This window comes from Streptomyces mangrovisoli, assembly GCF_000974985.2.
Classification (GTDB): domain Bacteria; phylum Actinomycetota; class Actinomycetes; order Streptomycetales; family Streptomycetaceae; genus Streptomyces; species Streptomyces mangrovisoli.
This window is the reverse complement of record NZ_LAVA02000044.1, coordinates 40,939-56,483: the sequence shown is the minus strand read 5'-3', so window position 1 is coordinate 56,483 and position 15,545 is coordinate 40,939. Positions and strand designations below refer to the sequence as shown.

Annotated in this window: 15 protein-coding genes; 9 read left to right on the top strand and 6 right to left on the bottom strand. The window is 73.1% G+C overall.

Features of this window, described 5'->3' with window-relative positions:
• The first annotated feature begins 55 nt into the window (after window positions 1–55).
• Window positions 56–1,324, top strand: a complete 1,269-nt coding sequence (gene tyrS, locus WN71_RS19985) for a tyrosine--tRNA ligase (protein ID WP_046591683.1) — start codon at window positions 56–58, stop codon at window positions 1,322–1,324.
• A 113-nt stretch (window positions 1,325–1,437) separates the two neighbouring features.
• Here tyrS and WN71_RS19980 read toward each other — a convergent pair whose 3' ends face one another.
• Complete coding sequence (locus tag WN71_RS19980; protein ID WP_046591684.1) at window positions 1,438–1,722, bottom strand: GlsB/YeaQ/YmgE family stress response membrane protein; 285 nt, start codon at window positions 1,720–1,722, stop codon at window positions 1,438–1,440.
• 223 nt (window positions 1,723–1,945) lie between these two features.
• Between WN71_RS19980 and WN71_RS19975 the strand changes: the two genes are divergently transcribed.
• Both WN71_RS19975 and WN71_RS19970 read left to right on the top strand, forming a co-directional pair.
• Window positions 1,946–2,344: a DUF3099 domain-containing protein gene (locus WN71_RS19975; RefSeq protein WP_046591685.1), complete on the top strand. Its 399-nt coding sequence runs from the start codon at window positions 1,946–1,948 to the stop codon at window positions 2,342–2,344.
• 245 nt (window positions 2,345–2,589) lie between these two features.
• Window positions 2,590–2,814 (top strand): hypothetical protein, encoded by a 225-nt coding sequence (locus WN71_RS19970; protein ID WP_046591686.1) that lies wholly within the window; start codon window positions 2,590–2,592, stop codon window positions 2,812–2,814.
• A 32-nt stretch (window positions 2,815–2,846) separates the two neighbouring features.
• On the opposite strand, the gene moaA is transcribed toward WN71_RS19970, so the two are convergent.
• From moaA to WN71_RS19955, 3 genes are all read right to left on the bottom strand, one after another.
• Window positions 2,847–3,836, bottom strand: a complete 990-nt coding sequence (moaA, locus tag WN71_RS19965) for a GTP 3',8-cyclase MoaA (protein ID WP_046591687.1) — start codon at window positions 3,834–3,836, stop codon at window positions 2,847–2,849.
• Between the two features lie 210 nt (window positions 3,837–4,046).
• The gene (locus WN71_RS19960; RefSeq protein WP_046591688.1) at window positions 4,047–5,672 is read right to left on the bottom strand and encodes a solute symporter family protein; all 1,626 of its coding nucleotides are present in this window, start codon (window positions 5,670–5,672) and stop codon (window positions 4,047–4,049) included.
• Window positions 5,669–6,025, bottom strand: coding sequence for a DUF485 domain-containing protein (locus WN71_RS19955; RefSeq protein WP_046591689.1), 357 nt, complete (start codon window positions 6,023–6,025; stop codon window positions 5,669–5,671). Before WN71_RS19955 ends, WN71_RS19960 begins: the two co-directional genes overlap by 4 nt.
• A gap of 334 nt (window positions 6,026–6,359) precedes the next feature.
• Here WN71_RS19955 and WN71_RS19950 point away from each other — a divergent pair, with 334 nt between their 5' ends.
• The 3 genes from WN71_RS19950 to WN71_RS19940 all read left to right on the top strand — a co-directional run bounded on the left by WN71_RS19950 (window position 6,360) and on the right by WN71_RS19940 (window position 10,721).
• The gene (locus WN71_RS19950) at window positions 6,360–7,892 is read left to right on the top strand and encodes a S8 family peptidase (RefSeq protein ID WP_046591690.1); all 1,533 of its coding nucleotides are present in this window, start codon (window positions 6,360–6,362) and stop codon (window positions 7,890–7,892) included.
• 119 nt (window positions 7,893–8,011) lie between these two features.
• Window positions 8,012–9,442: a CoA transferase gene (locus tag WN71_RS19945; RefSeq protein WP_046591691.1), complete on the top strand. Its 1,431-nt coding sequence runs from the start codon at window positions 8,012–8,014 to the stop codon at window positions 9,440–9,442.
• Between the two features lie 271 nt (window positions 9,443–9,713).
• Complete coding sequence (locus WN71_RS19940) at window positions 9,714–10,721, top strand: CopD family protein (protein ID WP_046591692.1); 1,008 nt, start codon at window positions 9,714–9,716, stop codon at window positions 10,719–10,721.
• Between the two features lie 95 nt (window positions 10,722–10,816).
• Here WN71_RS19940 and WN71_RS19935 read toward each other — a convergent pair whose 3' ends face one another.
• Both WN71_RS19935 and WN71_RS19930 read right to left on the bottom strand, forming a co-directional pair.
• Entirely contained in the window at window positions 10,817–11,863 is a 1,047-nt protein-coding gene (locus WN71_RS19935; RefSeq protein WP_046591693.1) for a zinc-dependent alcohol dehydrogenase family protein, read from the bottom strand.
• A 329-nt stretch (window positions 11,864–12,192) separates the two neighbouring features.
• Complete coding sequence (locus WN71_RS19930) at window positions 12,193–12,852, bottom strand: VIT1/CCC1 transporter family protein (RefSeq protein ID WP_046591735.1); 660 nt, start codon at window positions 12,850–12,852, stop codon at window positions 12,193–12,195.
• Window positions 12,853–13,259: 407 nt separating this feature from the next.
• On the opposite strand from WN71_RS19930, the gene WN71_RS19925 reads away from it, so the two are divergent.
• The 3 genes from WN71_RS19925 to WN71_RS19915 all read left to right on the top strand — a co-directional run bounded on the left by WN71_RS19925 (window position 13,260) and on the right by WN71_RS19915 (window position 15,456).
• Complete coding sequence (locus WN71_RS19925) at window positions 13,260–14,255, top strand: DEDDh family exonuclease (protein ID WP_046591694.1); 996 nt, start codon at window positions 13,260–13,262, stop codon at window positions 14,253–14,255.
• Window positions 14,256–14,318: 63 nt separating this feature from the next.
• Window positions 14,319–14,552, top strand: coding sequence for a hypothetical protein (locus WN71_RS19920; protein WP_046591736.1), 234 nt, complete (start codon window positions 14,319–14,321; stop codon window positions 14,550–14,552).
• Window positions 14,553–14,628: 76 nt separating this feature from the next.
• Window positions 14,629–15,456, top strand: a complete 828-nt coding sequence (locus tag WN71_RS19915; protein WP_206300104.1) for an SURF1 family cytochrome oxidase biogenesis protein — start codon at window positions 14,629–14,631, stop codon at window positions 15,454–15,456.
• Window positions 15,457–15,545: the final 89 nt, after the last annotated feature.

Here is a 15,545-nt window from a genome sequence, read left to right as displayed (position 1 = left end):
TTCGCGGCCGGCTGTCACCCGGCCGCCCGAAGATCATCAAGGAGACGCGAGAGACGTGACGGACATCGTCGACGAGCTGAAGTGGCGGGGCCTGTTCGCCCTGTCCACGGACGAAGATGCTTTGCGCAAGGCGCTCGCGGACGGTCCCGTCACGTTCTATTGCGGCTTCGACCCGACCGCGGCCAGCCTGCACGTCGGTCACCTGGTGCAGGTGCTGACCATGCGCCGGCTCCAGCAGGCGGGGCTGCGGCCGCTCGCCCTGGTGGGCGGCGCCACCGGCCAGATCGGTGACCCGCGCCCGACGGCCGAGCGCACGCTGAACGACCCGGAGACGGTCGCGAACTGGGTCGGCCGGCTGCGTTCGCAGATCGAGCCGTTCCTGTCCTTCGAGGGCGAGAACGCCGCGGTCATGGTGAACAACCTGGACTGGACGGCCGGTCTGTCGGCCATCGAGTTCCTGCGGGACATCGGCAAGCACTTCCGCGTCAACAAGATGCTTACGAAGGACTCGGTCGCCCGGCGTCTGGAGTCCTCCGAGGGCATCAGCTACACGGAGTTCAGCTACCAGCTGCTCCAGGGCATGGACTTCCTGGAGCTGTACCGCCGTCACGGCTGCACGCTCCAGCAGGGCGGCAGCGACCAGTGGGGCAACCTCACCGCGGGCCTGGACCTGATCCACCGCCTGGAGCCCGAGGCCCAGGTGCACGCGCTGGCGACCCCGCTGATGGTCAAGGCGGACGGCACCAAGTTCGGCAAGACCGAGGGCGGCGCCGTCTGGCTCGACCCGGAGATGACGACGCCGTACGCGTTCTACCAGTTCTGGCTGAACGTGGACGACCGGGACGTCTCGACCTACATGCGCATCCTGTCCTTCCGCTCCCCCGAGGAGCTGGCGGAGCTGGAGCGGCAGACCGAGGAGCGGCCGCAGGCGCGGGCCGCGCAGCGGGCACTGGCCGAGGAGCTGACGACGCTGGTGCACGGCGCCGACCAGACGGCCGCCGTGATCGAGGCGTCGAAGGCGCTGTTCGGCCAGGGCGAGCTGGCCGGTCTGGACGAGCGGACGCTGGCCGCGGCGCTCTCCGAGGTGCCGCACGTCAAGGTGGCCGAGCTCGGCCCGGTGGTCGACCTGTTCGCCGAGGTCGGCCTGGTCGCCAGCAAGTCCGCCGCCCGCCGGACCGTGAAGGAGGGCGGTGCCTACGTGAACAACGAGAAGGTCACCGCCGAGGACGCCGTCCCGGCCGTCTCGGACCTGCTGCACGGGCGCTGGCTGGTGCTGCGCCGCGGCAAGAAGAACCTGGCCGCGGTCGAGGTCACGGGCGCCTGAGCGTTCCTGCGACGGCGTGGGCGCGGGCCGCTTCCTCAGGGAGGCGGCCCGCGCTCCGCGTCCGGCCTCGCGCGGGGTCAGGTGTCGCGCGGGGGTCGGTACTCGCGCGGGGGTCAGGCCCGCTGCTGCGCCTTCTTGTTCCCCCACAGCGCCATGTACGCCATGTCGCCCAGCGCCACGATGACGATCGCGGCGATCAGCTGGAAGAAGTGGCGGGTCCAGTCGATGCCGGACGTCGCCTCGACGCCGAAGGCGCGCGCGAGGGCGTTGCCCACGATCGCGCCGAGCATGCCGAAGATCGTCGTCAGCCAGAGCGGGCTGTGCTGCTTGCCCGGGATGACCAACTTGGCGATCAGGCCCAGTACGAACCCCACGATGATCGCCCACAACCAGCCCATGGCTGCCTCCTCGTGCGTGACGTGAGCACTGCGTCCAGCGTGGGCCGTTTGGCCGTCCGGCGCATTCCGGGTGCGGCCACCCGGCGCATCGGGGCTCGTGCCCCGGTCTCGATGGCGGCGCGGGTGCGGCGTACCGTGGGGATGTCCGCCCCGGCTCCCCGGCCGAGGCGGGGACGACGGGTTCGGGCCGGGGAGAGCCGATGCGGGCGGATGGTGGATCGTGATGCGGAAACAGCGCGGTGGGGGCGGCGCACAGGTGTTCCGGATCACCGGCGCGCGGACCGGCCTCGCGGAGGACGTGCGCGGCAGGCAGCGGCGCTATGTCATCTCGATGAGCATCCGTACGGTCTCGGTCGTCCTGACGGCGGCCCTGTGGAACGTCGAACGGCCCGTCGCCATCGTCACGCTGGTGCTCGGGGCCCTGCTTCCCTACGTCGCCGTCGTGGTCGCCAACGCGGGGCGGGAGCGGCCGCCGTCGCTGCCGTCGACGTTCGTGTCCGTGCCGCTGCGGCCGATGATCTCGGCGCCGCGCGAGGAGGAGCCGCACACCCCGTCCGGCGCGGACGGGAGTGCGGGCGAACCGTCCGCAAAGACGCGCGAGGAGCACACCGAAGGGGCCTGACCGCGGCGGTTGCCGACGGCCGCGAAAGGGGGTCGCGGACGCCCGGGTCAACCGGAATCAGGCTCTCCATCAAGCTCAGGAAAAGCTCAGATCCATAGTGCTGTTCCGGTGCCGGGGGCGGGGTGACCCGTGACATACTGCGTACGCGCTCCGCATCCCCCGTCGGAGCGACGGACCGACGCCGGGCAGCTCCCCCCGTGGCTGCTCGGCGTCGCCTTTTCCGGCCTACCGTGAGACGAAATCCCGTGAGTGACGAGACCCCCATCTGTTCGGCCAAGGGCTGCCGTACCACCGCCGTCTGGGTGCTCGCCTGGAACAACCCGAAGATCCACACGCCGGAGCGGCGCAAGACGTGGATCGCCTGCGAGGAGCACCGGGAGCACCTCGCGCAGTTCCTCTCGGTGCGGGGGTTCCTGAAGGACGTGGTCCCGCTCGACGAGTGGCGCGAACCCGAGGGTTCCGAGGGCTGACGCCCCCCGGCTCGGCCTCCGGGCGGGCCGGCTCAGCCCCCGATGGCCGACATCGGGCGGTCCGGCTGGAGGAACGAGGGGTCGTCGAGGCCCGAGCCCGCCTTCTTGCCCCACATGGCCAGCCGCCAGATCCGCGCGATCTCCTCGTCGCCCGCGTCCGAGCGCAGGGCGGCCCGCAGGTCGGTCTCCTCGGTGGCGAACAGGCAGGTGCGTATCTGCCCGTCGGCGGTGAGCCGGGTGCGGTCGCAGGCCGCGCAGAACGGGCGGGTGACGGAGGCGATGACGCCGACGCGGTGCGGGCCGCCGTCGACGAGCCAGCGCTCGGCGGGCGCCGAGCCGCGCTCGCCCTGTCCCTCCGGAGTCAGCTCGAAGCGGGTGCGCAAGGAGGCCAGGATGTCGCCCGCGGTGACCATGCCGTCGCGCTTCCAGCCGTGCTGGGCGTCGAGGGGCATCTGCTCGATGAAGCGCAGTTCGTAGCCGTGGTCGAGCGCCCAGGCGAGGAGGTCGGGGGCCTCGTCGTCGTTCAGGCCGGGCATCAGCACCGCGTTGACCTTGACCGGGGTCAGGCCGGCCGTCCGCGCGGCCTCCAGTCCGTCGAGGACGTCCTGATGCCGGTCGCGGCGGCTGAGCGCCTTGAAGACCTCGGGGCGCAGGGTGTCCAGCGAGACGTTGACCCGGTCCAGGCCCGCCGCCTTCAGGGCGGCCGCGGTGCGCTTGAGGCCGATGCCGTTGGTGGTGAGGGACATCCGGGGGCGAGGGGTGAGCGCCGCGACCCGCTCGACGATGCCGACGAGGCCGGGCCGCAGCAGCGGCTCACCGCCGGTGAAGCGGACCTCCTCGATGCCGAGCGAGGTGACGGCGATGTCGACGAGCCGGACGATCTCGTCGTCGGTGAGCAGGTCGGGCTTGGCCAGCCACTGCAGCCCCTCTTCGGGCATGCAGTACGTGCAGCGCAGATTGCACCGGTCGGTCAGGGACACCCTGAGATCGGTCGCCACGCGGCCGTAGGTGTCGATGAGCACGTGGGCCCCTTCCCTCGTGGTGGATCGTCCGCTGCGTCCGCCGTCACCGGCTCGTCACGGCGTATCTCCGTCATCTGCGAGCCTACGTGACGGGACCGACAACACCAGCGTCCCGATCCCACGAGGTGGGACGCGGCCGTGTCGTAGGTCCCTACGAAACGGCCGCGCTGCGGGACTCGTGGGATCCCGCGGCGCGGCCGGTGTGCGCGGTCAGTGGGCTCCGGTGCCCGTGAGGGAGCGCACCTCCAGCTCCGCGTACTTGGCGGCGTCCGGCCGCTCCTTGGAGAGCAGGGTGCCGACCACGCCGAGCAGGAAGCCGACGGGGATGGAGATGATGCCGGGGTTCTCCAGCGGGAACCAGTGGAAGTCGACGTGCGGGAACATCGACGTCTCCTTGCCGGAGACGACCGGTGAGAACAGCACAAGGCCGACCGCGGTGACCAGACCGCCGTAGATCGACCAGAGAGCCCCCGAGGTGGTGAACCGCTTCCAGAACAGGCTGTAGAGGATCGTCGGCAGGTTGGCTGAGGCGGCGACCGCGAACGCGAGGGCGACGAGCCCGGCCACGTTCAGGTCGCGGGCGAGGGCGCCCAGGACGATCGACACGGCGCCGATGCCGACGCTGGCCCAGCGGGCGGCGCGCACCTCCTCCTTGTCGGTGGCGGTGCCCTTCTTGATGACGTTGGCGTAGATGTCGTGGGCGAAGGACGACGAGGAGGCGAGGGTCAGGCCCGCGACCACGGCGAGGATCGTGGCGAAGGCGACCGCCGAGATGCTGGCGAGCAGGATCGCGCCCCAGTCGGAGTCGACCCCGCCGAGGTGCAGCGCGAGCAGCGGCGCCGCGGTGTTGCCCGACTTGTTGGAGGCGATGATCTCGTCCGGCTTGATGAGGGCCGCGGCGCCGAAGCCGAGGGCGAGGGTCATCAGGTAGAAGGCGCCGATGAGACCGATGGCCCAGTTGACCGACTTACGGGCGGCCTTGGCGGTGGGCACCGTGTAGAAGCGGATGAGGATGTGCGGCAGGCCCGCGGTGCCGAGGACCAGGGCGAGGCCGAGGGAGAGGAAGTCCAGCTTGGTGGTGCCGGTGGCGCCGTACTTCAGTCCGGGCTGGAGGAAGGGCGAGCCCTTGCCGCTGTTGTCGGCGGCCTTGCCGAGCAGGTCCGAGACGTTGAAGTGGAACTTCAGCAGCACCAGGAAGGTCAGCAGCAGGGCGCCCGCGATCAGCAGGACGGCCTTGACCATCTGCACCCAGGTGGTGCCCTTCATGCCGCCGATGGTGACGTAGACGATCATCAGGACGCCGACCAGCGCCACGATGCCGATCTTCCCGGCGTCGCTGGTGATGCCGAGGAGCAGCGAGACCAGGACGCCCGCGCCCGCCATCTGGGCCAGCAGGTAGAAGATCGAGACGACGATCGTGGAGGTGCCCGCGGCGGTGCGGACCGGGCGCTGGCGCATCCGGTAGGCGAGGACGTCGCCCATCGTGTAGCGGCCGGAGTTGCGCAGCGGCTCGGCCACCAGGAGCAGCGCGACGAGCCAGGCGACGAGGAAGCCGATGGAGTACAGGAAGCCGTCGTAGCCGAAGAGGGCGATGGCGCCCGCGATGCCGAGGAAGGAGGCCGCGGACATGTAGTCGCCGGAGACGGCGAGGCCGTTCTGGAAGGCGGTGAACTGGCGGCCGCCCGCGTAGAAGTCGGCGGCGTCCTTGGTCTGCCGGCCGGCCCAGACGGTGATGACGAGGGTCGCGGCGACGAACACCGCGAACAGGGTGATGATCAGCGGGCGGTGCTGGCTCGCCTCGCCGGCCGCGAGGAGCGTGCTCTGCGCGGGGCTCATGCGTCGCCCTCCATCCGGGACTTGATGGCCGCCGCCTTGGGGTCGAGGTCGGCGGCGGCGTGCCGCGAGTACCCCCAGGCGATGAGGAACGTGGTGAGGAACTGGGCGAGGCCGAGGACGAACGCCACGTTGATGTTGCCGACCACCTTGGTGCCCATGAAGCCGTCGGCGTAGTTGGAGAGCAGCACGTAGAGCAGGTACCAGGCGATGAAGCCGACCGTCACCGGGAAGGCGAACGAGCGGTGGGCGCGGCGCAGTTCACCGAACTCGGCGCTGGACTGCTCCGCGACGAACTCCTCGGCGGACGGGAGCCGGTGTTGCTCTTTCGAGGGGGGCGGTGTCTCGGTGGCCACGGAGTCTCCTCGCGTCACGGGCATACGGGTTCCGACCTCACAGGACTCATGGCCCACGCGACAGGGAGTGATGGTCCGGCTCCCTTGCGTGATGCCGACGGGGGGCCTCGATCCTGCTGGCGTCCCCTGTCCAAGGTCACGGCGCCACGCGAGGACCGGTTCAACTCCTTCTGCTTCTTTCGCGAACACACCCGATCGCACCCGATCGGAGCCGGGACGCCATTGCTGGCCGGTGAGCGCGGGAGATAGCTTCACCCTGCACACCCGTCATGTACCTGCCCAGTCGCCCCATCGGCGTCCCGGGCATCTCGCTCACGGATGATGTGGAGATCCCATGGCTCATCTGCGCTCCGGACGCCGGCTCGCGCTCGCCGTACCGGTCGTGCTGTCGCTGACCGCCTCGCTCGGCTTCCTTCCGTCGGCGGCCTCGGCCGTTCCGTTCGCGGAGTCCACCGCGCAGGCCGCACCGGCCGACGCCACCGAACTCAGCTATGTCGTCAACGTCCATGCCGGGCACGGTCTTTCGCCTTATCTGAAGAAGGCGATCGCCGACGCCGGTGGCACCATCGTGACGTCGTACGACCAGATCGGCGTGATCGTCGTGCACTCGGCCAACCCCGACTTCGCCGCGACCGTGCGCAAGGTGCCGGGGGTGGACTCGGCGGGCAACACCCGCAACGCGCCGCTGCCCGCGCAGTCGACGACCGACGAGGGCACCCCGAAGGCGCTGACCGAGGCTCAGGTCGCGGCCGCCGGGGCCGAGGCCACGGACGGCCAGGACCCGCTCGAACCGCTCCAGTGGGACCTGCCCGCGATCAAGGCGGACAAGGCGCACGAGAAGACGCTGGGCAGCAGCAAGGTCACCGTCGCCGTCATCGACACCGGCGTCGACGACACCCACCCGGACATCGCGCCCAACTTCGACCGCGACGCGTCGGTCAACTGCGTGTCGGGCAAGCCGGACACGACCGACGGCGCGTGGCGGCCCACGGCGGCCGAGAGCCCGCACGGCACCCATGTGGCCGGTGAGATCGCGGGCGCGAAGAACGGCGTCGGCATCACGGGGGTCGCGCCGGGCGTGAAGGTCGCCGGCATCAAGGTGGCCACCACCGCCGGGTACTTCTACACCGAGGCCGTCGTCTGCGGCTTCATGTGGGCGGCCACCCACCACGTGGACGTCACCAACAACAGCTATTACACCGACCCCTGGTACTTCAACTGCAAGGACGACCCGAACCAGAAGGCGCTCGTGGACGCCATCACCCGCGCCTCGCAGTACGCCGAGCGCAAGGGGGTCGTCAACGTCGCGGCCGCGGGCAACGAGAGCTACGACCTGGCGTCGCACTCCATCACCGACCCGGTCTCCCCCAACGACGCCACCCCGGTCGACCGCGTCGTCGACCCGCACAAGTGCTATGACATCCCGACCCAGTTGCCCGGTGTGGTCACCGTCGCGGCGACCGGCGCCAAGGGGCTGAAGTCGTCGTTCTCCAACTACGGCCTCGGCGTGATCGACATAGCCGCGCCCGGCGGCGACTCCACGGCCTACCAGGCGCCGGCGCCCCCGGCCACCAGCGGCCTGATCCTGGGCCCGCTGCCCGGCGGCAAGTGGGGCTACATGGCGGGCACCTCGATGGCGACCCCGCATGTCGTCGGCGTTGCCGCATTGATCAAGTCAACCCATCCGCACGCGTCGGCGGCCCTCGTCAAGGCGCTGCTGTACGCGGAGGCGGACGCCACGCCGTGCACGGACCCGTACGACATCAACAGCGACGGCAAGGTGGACGCGGTCTGCCAGGGCACCAAGAACCGTAACGGGTTCTACGGCTTCGGCACGGCGGACGCGCTGGCGGCGGTCACGCGGTGAGGGGGCGCGGCGGGGGTGCCCGGTAGCGGGGGTGCCCGACAGCAGAGGTGCCCGGTAGCGGTGCGGGCCTCGCCCCCCACGGTCGTACATTGATTGAATCAATAATGCACACTTCAATCATGACGACCTTGCCGATCGACCCCGCCGCACCCGTGCTGCGGGAGACCGCGGCCGCCTGGGCGGCCCTGGGCGGGGACCCCGCCCTGCTCGCACGCGTGGCGCCCGTCGTGCGGGACGGGGTCCTCGACGCGCGCACGCCCGTACGGGAGTTGGCACGGGCGTGCGTGGGCGCGTGCGCGCTGGCCGCCGCCGAGCTGGGCGCGCGGCGCGCGGGCCGGGCCGACGCGCCGCTCGTCGAGGTGGACGACGGGGCGGTCGCGACCGCCTTCGCCAGCGAGCGGCTGCTGACCGTGGACGGGCGGGCGCCGGAGACCTTCGCGCCGCTGTCGCGGTGGTGGCGGACCGCCGACGGCTGGGTCCGCACGCACGCCAACTACCCCCACCACCGGGACCGGTTGCTGCGCGCGCTCGCCCTCGCGCCGGACGCCTCCGCGGACGACGTGGCGGCCCGTCTCGCGGAGCGCGCGGCCCTGGACGTGGAGGGTGCCGTGTACGGCGCCGGGGGCCTCGCCGTCGCCCTGCGCACACCCGCGGAGTGGGCCGCGCACGAGCAGGGCACGGCGGTCGCCGCCCACCCGCTCGTCGAGACCCGCCCGCCCGAGGCGGCGGGCGCGCGGGGGCTCGCGCCCCTGCCCGGCGGCTCGGTACTGCTGCCCGCCGCGGGGCTGCGGGTCCTCGACCTGTCCCGGGTCCTCGCGGGCCCGGTCGCCACCCGCACGCTCGCCCTGCTGGGCGCGGACGTCCTGCGCCTCGACGCGCCCTGGCTCCCCGAACTCCCGGACCAGCACGCGGACACGGGCTTCGGGAAGCGCTCGGCCACCCTGGACCTGCGCACCGACCGCGCGGCCTTCGAGGAACTCCTCGCCGACGCGGACGTCGTGGTCACCGGCTACCGGCCGGGCGCCCTGGACCGCCTCGGCCTGTCCGCCGAGGCGCTGACCGAGCGGCGGCCGGACCTGGTCGTCGCCCAGTTGTCGGCGTGGGGCGCGTACGGGCCCTGGCGCGAGCGGCGCGGCTTCGACAGCCTGGTGCAGGTCGCCACCGGGATCGCCACCACCGAGGGCACCCCCGAGCGGCCCGGCGCGCTGCCCGCCCAGGCCCTCGACCACGGCACCGGCTATCTGCTGGCGGCGGCGGTCCTGCGGGGGCTCAGCGAGCGGGCGCGGGAGGGGCGCGGGCGGGTGGTACGGCTCTCCCTCGCACGGACGGCCGCGTGGCTGACGGACGGGATCGAACCGGCCGCCGGCGACCGCGGGGCACCGGGCCTCGCCTACGACGGCCCGGAGGCCTGGCTCGCCGAGACCACCGGCCCCCTGGGGCGGCTGCGGCACGCCCGCTCACCGATCACCTTCGCAGGCGGCCCGACCGACTGGGCCCACCCGCCGGTCCCGTGGGGCGACAGCGGCGCGCAGTGGAGAGCCTGCGGGTGAGTGGCGCGCCTGGCCAACCGGCCGGTGATCTCCACCGCGGGTGAGTGGGGGCTGATCGCGCAGTTCCCCGCGCCCCTGGAGGGGCGCGGGGAACTGCGCGAAGGGGCACGACGCACCCGCACTCGACGAACCGGTGCCGCGCCGAACCCGCCCCGAACCCGCCCCGAACCGAACCGAACCGAACCGCCGGAGGCTTCCCGCGTGGAACGGCTTGGTGTCAGTTGTTTTTCGGGGCTTGCCCGGTTCTGTGGTGGCTGGTGAAGATCTCGGGGTGACGTCGACACGAACGGGTGACGAGAAGGCCGCCATACCCGGCCCCGGCCGGGCCGTCGCCGTGCTGGTGCTCGCGGCGCTCGCCGCGCTGATCCCGCTGCTCGGCCCGTCCGCCGCGCTGACCGGCACCGGCGAGGCCGCCGCGCCCGGGGTCGGCGGCATCGCGCTGCTGCGCGGAGTGCTGTTCGCCGCGCTGTCCGTCCCCCTGGGCGAGGCGCTCGTGGCCCGCCTGGCCCGGCGGGTGCCCGGCGCTCCCGCACGCACGCCGGCCGGCTGGACGCCGTACGCGACCCTGGCCGGGCTGGTCGCCGCGCTGGGCCTCGCCTCGGTCGTGGCCACCGGCAACCTCGTCCCGCACAGCCTCGCCGCGGTCGACGTCGGCGGCCTCTACCAGTCGCGCGACGGCACGTTGGCCCTGCTGGAGGTCAACGCGTTCCTCGTGGCGGCCCTCTGCGCGCGCTCGCGCCGCCCCGCGACCGCGCTCTGGCCGCTCGCCGCGGCGATCGTCGCGGAGGCGCTGCGCGCCCACCCGCCGGCCGAGCACCACCCGCTGCTCGGCTCCGCGCTGACCCTCGCCCATCTGACGTGCGCGGCGCTGTGGTCCGGCGGCCTGCTCCACGCCCTGCGGACCCTGCGGCAGTGGCGCGACGAGCCGGCCGGGGCCGTCGCGGGGGCCGCGCTGCTGGGGCTCTACGCGCGCGTGGCGGCCGTACTGCTCGCGGCGATCACGGCGAGCGGCGTGTGGAGTTCCCTGCGCCGCGTCCCCCCGCACGCGGCGCTCACGGAGGTGCTGACGTCGACGGCGTACGGCCGCACGCTGGTCGCGAAGGTGCTGCTGGTCGCGGTCGTCGCCGCGCTCGCCCTGTGGGCCCGCGTCCGGCTGCGCCGCGCGTCCGACCCGCTGTCCGCGTACACCCCGGCACGGGCGGAGGTGCTCGTGCTGGGGCTGGTGGTCGTGGTCTCCGGCCTGCTGACCGCGCTGCCCCTGCCGATCCGCTGGACCTGAGCGGACGTCAGGTCCGGCGGCGGCGGAGGGAGTCCGGCCCGGCGGGGCAGCAGGAGCTGGCCCGGCAGGGCAGCAGGAGCCGGGCCCGGCAGGCGTCAGCCGTTGGTGACGAGCACCTTGAGGGCCGTGCGCTCGTCCATGGCCTTGTAACCGTCGGGCACGCCCTCCAGGTCCACCGTCAGGTCGAAGACCGGGGAGGGGTCGATCGTGCCGTCCAGGACGTCGGGCAGCAGGTCCGGGATGTAGGCGCGGACCGGGGCCACGCCGCCCCGCAGGGCGATGTTCCGGTCGAACATGACGCTGAGGTCCACGCCGGTGCCGCTGCCGTGCGGCACGCCGACGAAGCCGACCGCGCCGCCGTCGCGGGCGATGCCGATCGCGGTGCTCATCGACTGCTCGGTGCCGACCGCCTCGACGACCGCGTGCGCGCCCTGACCGCCGGTCAGCTCGCGGACCGCCGCCACGGCCTCGTCGCCGCGCGCCGCGACGACGTCGGTGGCGCCGAAGCGGCGGGCGATGTCGGTGCGGACCTCGTGCCGGCCGAGCGCGATGATCCGCTCGGCGCCCAGGCGCCGGGCGGCGAGCACCGCGCACAGGCCGACCGCGCCGTCACCGACGACGGCGACCGTGGCGCCCGGCCGGGCACCCGCGCCCAGCGCCGCGTGGTGGCCGGTGCCCATCACGTCGGACAGGGTCAGCAGCGCGGACAGCAGCCGGTCGTCGGAGGCGGCCTCCTTCGGCAGCGGCACCAGCGTGCCGTCGGCGAACGGCACCCGTACGGCCTCGCCCTGGCCGCCGTCGGAGCCGACCGTGCCCCAGAAGCCGCCGTGCACGCAGGACGTCGTCAGGCCCTCGCGGCAGTAGTCGCAGCGGCCGTCGGACCACATGAACGGCGCGACGACGAGATCGCCGCGGCGCACGCCGGTCACCTCGCCGCCGGTCTCCTCGACCACGCCGAGGAACTCGTGTCCGATCCGCTGGCCCGGCTGCCGGGCCGCCTCGCCGCGGTAGGCCCACAGGTCGCTGCCGCAGATGCAGGCGCGCAGCACCCGCACCACGGCGTCGGTGGGCAGCTGCACCACGGGTTCGGGCACGTCCTCCACGCGCATGTCGAAGGGGGCGTGGATGGTGGTGGCGCGCATGACGAGGGTCCTTCTCGGCTCTGAGCTGCTGTGTTTCCTGGCGCTCGGGGGGTGGTCGAGCGCACTTCACCGTACGCTGCGAGGCGGGCGAAGCGCCCATCGAGGGGCCGATGCCGCCCGACCGCGTCGCCGTCCGCGCCCCGGTGGGGCCTGGTCGCGCAGTTCCCCGCGCCCCTTTCGGACACGGCTGCCAGGGCCCCTCAAAGGGGGGGGCGGGGAACCGCGCGACCAGCCACCGCGGACCCGCGGCGGACCCTGTGGGACGGACGTCGCCGCCCCGGACCGGGCCCCCGGCAGTGACCGGCAGGGACCCGGCAGGGTCCTCTCCGCTACGCCCCCGCCGCCCCCAGCAGCGCCCCCGCCGCATAGGTGACGCCCATCGCCAGCGCCCCTCCCACCACGTTGCGCAGCACCGCGCGGCGTGGGTCGGCGGCGCCCAGGCGGGCGCCGGCCCACCCGGTCACGACGAGCGCGACGAGGACCGAGCCGACCGTGACCGGCAGCCGCCACCCCGTGGGCGGCAGCACGATCGCCAGCAGCGGCAGCAGCGCCCCCGCGGTGAAGGCGAGAAAGCTGGCCCAGGCCGCGTGCCAGGGGTTGGTGAGGTCGTCGGGGTCGATGCCGAGCTCCACGCGCGCGTGGGCGCGCAGCGCGTCGCGGGCGGTGAGCTGCTCGGCCGCCTCGCGGGCGACCTCCTGGGACAGTCCGCGCGCGGCCAGCAGGCCGGTGAGCTCGGCCAGCTCGGCCTGCGGCTGCTCGTGCAGCTCGCGCTTCTCCTGGGCGAGCGCGGCCCGCTCGGAGTCCCGCTGGGTGGAGACGGACACGTACTCGCCGGCCGCCATCGACATCGAGCCGGCGAGCAGCCCGGACGCGCCCGCCGTCAGCAGGGCCGCGCGGGAGTCGGTGGCGCCGGCCACACCGACGACCAGACCGGCGGTGGACACGATGCCGTCGTTCGCGCCGAGGACCGCGGCGCGCAGCCAGTTCAGCCGCGAGCCGAGGGTGCCGCCGTGGGCCTCGCCGTCATGGGCGTCGCCGTCAGGGGCCTCGCGGTCAGGGGCCTCGCGGTCATGGACCTCGTCGTCAGGGGCCTCGCGGTCATGGACCTCGTCGTCATGGACCTCGCCGTCAGGGGTCGCGTCCTCCGTCACAGGGGGAGGATGCCACCGGGCGCCCGCCGGGAACCGCACCCACGCGGTGGACGGCACCGACACCCGCCGGACGGCCCAGGAAACCGAACTTCCCACCCCGGCACGGCAGTTGCCCACCGCGGGTGCAAAGAGTCCTAAATAAGGACAAATACCAGCACGTCGACTCGTACGACCCTCGAACGCGCGGGCCCGGCAAGGCACCTGAGGGCCCGGGGTGTCAGTCCCGGCCCGTATCCTCATGGACCATGCTCGAAGACCGTACTGCCGCGGGGCCCGCCCGCACGGAGTGGCCGGCCGCGTATCCCCGGGGATACGCGGTCGTCGACGTGGAGACCACCGGCCTGGCCCGCGACGACAGGATCATCTCCGCGGCCGTCTACCGGCTGGACGCCCGCGGCGAGGTCGAGGACCACTGGTACACGCTGGTCAATCCGGAGCGCGATCCCGGCCCGGTGTGGATCCACGGCCTGACGAGCGAGGCCCTGGAGGGGGCGCCGCTGTTCCAGGACATCGCCGAGGACTTCGCGACGCGGCTCGCGGACCGGGTGCTCGTCGCGCACAACGCGGTCTTCGACTGGCAGATGATCGCCCGGGAGTACGCGCGGGCGCAGCGCGAGGCACCGGTGCGGCAGCGGCTGTGCACGATCGCGCTGTCCAAGGAGCTGCGTCTGCCGCTGCCCAACCACAAGCTGGAGTCCCTGGCGGCGCACTTCGGCGTGGTCCAGCGCCGGGCGCACCACGCGCTGGACGACGCGCGCGTGCTGGCGGAGGCGTTCCGGCCGAGCCTCGCGGCCGCGGCGGCGGGCGGCGTACGGCTGCCGCTGCACGAGTGCCGGCCGCTGACCGAGTGGTCGGACCGGCCCGCCCCGCGCATCGGCCGGCAGGCCGGCGGCTCGGGCGGCTACGCGGCCACGACCTGGCGCCCGTCCCGCAAGCGGCCCCCGTGCCCCTACCCCAACCCCGGGCGCTACGAGGACGGCAAGCGCCTCAGGCAGGGGATGCGGGTGGCGTTCTCCGGGGACACCTCGACCGAGCGCGACCTGCTGGAGGACCGCGCGACCGAGGCCGGACTCCATGTCGCCACCAGCCTGTCCCGGCTCACCAGCCTGCTGGTCACCAACGACCCCGACTCCGGCACCTCGAAGGTGGTCAAGGCGCGCCAGTTCGGCACGCCGGTGGTGGACGAGGCGGCGTTCGGGCAGCTGCTGCGCGATGTCGAGCCGGCCCGTACGGATGGGTGATTGCCGGGCGACTCGCCCGGCACGCACTCGCCCGCGCGCCGGCCACGGCTCACCCTGTGGCCCATGGCGAGATGCGAAGTTTGCGGTAACGACTACGGAATGACCTTCGAGGTCCACGCGCAGGGCGCGGTGCATGTCTTCGACTGCTTCTCCTGTGCGATCCATCGCATGGCCCCCATCTGCGAACACTGTCGCGTGCAGATCATCGGCCAGGGTGTCGAGGTGGACGGCCAGTGGTACTGCGGGGCGCACTGCGCCCGCTCGGAGGGGAAGGCGGGCATCGTCGACAAGGTGTGAACCGGCGCGGCCCTCGCGGCGCGCCGAGCCGGTACCCGGGCGAATGCACCCCACGACCGAGTTGTACGGTCGTGGGGTGTACCGCTTCCTGTTGACCCGCCAGTGGGTGATTCTCACGCTCCTGGCCCTGCTGCTCGCCCCCACGATGATCCGGCTGGGGACCTGGCAGCTGCACCGCCATGACCACCGGCAGGCGCTGAACAAGGTGATCAACACCTCGCTCGCGGCGAAGCCGGTGGCCGCGGAGACGCTCACCTCGGTCGGCGGGACGGTCGCGCACAAGGACCTGTACCGGCGGGTGACCGCCAAGGGCCACTACGACACCGCGCACGAACTGGTGGTGCGCCGCCGCACCAGCACCGACGACGAGGTCGGCTACCACGTGCTGACCCCGTTCGTGCTGGACGACGGCCGGACCCTGCTCGTCAACCGCGGATGGATCCCCTCACCCGCCTCGCAGACCGCGTTCCCGAAGATCCCGGCACCCCCGAAGGGCGAGATCACGGTCACCGGGCGGCTGCGCCAGGACGAGACGACGGCGGCCAGCGGCATCAAGAACGTCAAGGGCCTGCCCGACCGCCAGATCATGCTGATCAACAGCGCGCAGGTCGCCACGCTGCTGCGCGACTCCGGCGACACCTCCGCCACGCAGGTGCTGGGCGGCTATGTCGAGCTGACCTCCCCGGCGCCCAAGGGCGGCAGCCCCGAGCTGATCCCGTCGCCCCAGGAGGACCGCAGCTGGATCGGGCTCGGCGACATCAACCTGCCGTACGCCGTCCAGTGGTGGCTGTTCGCGGCGGGCGTCCCGGTCGGCTGGGTGATCCTGGTCCGCCGCGAGGCCCGCGACCGCGCGGAGCGGGCGGCCGCGGAGACGGCCGAGGCGGCGGAACCCGCCGCGGTCTGAGCCGACGGTCCCGCCGGGAGACGGCCCTCCCGGAGGGACGACGGGGCGCCCGCCACGCGCGTACCGCCCCGTCACCCGTCCGGACGCAC

Bases quoted from the DNA above. Each gene is read 5' to 3' on its own strand.
- WN71_RS19980 (WP_046591684.1), bottom strand. From the start codon at position 1,722: ATGGGCTGGTTGTGGGCGATCATCGTGGGGTTCGTACTGGGCCTGATC.
- WN71_RS19975 (WP_046591685.1), top strand. From the start codon at position 1,946: ATGCGGAAACAGCGCGGTGGGGGCGGCGCACAGGTGTTCCGGATCACC.
- WN71_RS19960 (WP_046591688.1), bottom strand. From the start codon at position 5,672: ATGAGCCCCGCGCAGAGCACGCTCCTCGCGGCCGGCGAGGCGAGCCAG.
- WN71_RS19950 (WP_046591690.1), top strand. From the start codon at position 6,360: ATGGCTCATCTGCGCTCCGGACGCCGGCTCGCGCTCGCCGTACCGGTC.
- WN71_RS19945 (WP_046591691.1), top strand. From the start codon at position 8,012: ATGACGACCTTGCCGATCGACCCCGCCGCACCCGTGCTGCGGGAGACC.
- WN71_RS19935 (WP_046591693.1), bottom strand. From the start codon at position 11,863: ATGCGCGCCACCACCATCCACGCCCCCTTCGACATGCGCGTGGAGGAC.
- WN71_RS19925 (WP_046591694.1), top strand. From the start codon at position 13,260: ATGCTCGAAGACCGTACTGCCGCGGGGCCCGCCCGCACGGAGTGGCCG.
- WN71_RS19920 (WP_046591736.1), top strand. From the start codon at position 14,319: ATGGCGAGATGCGAAGTTTGCGGTAACGACTACGGAATGACCTTCGAG.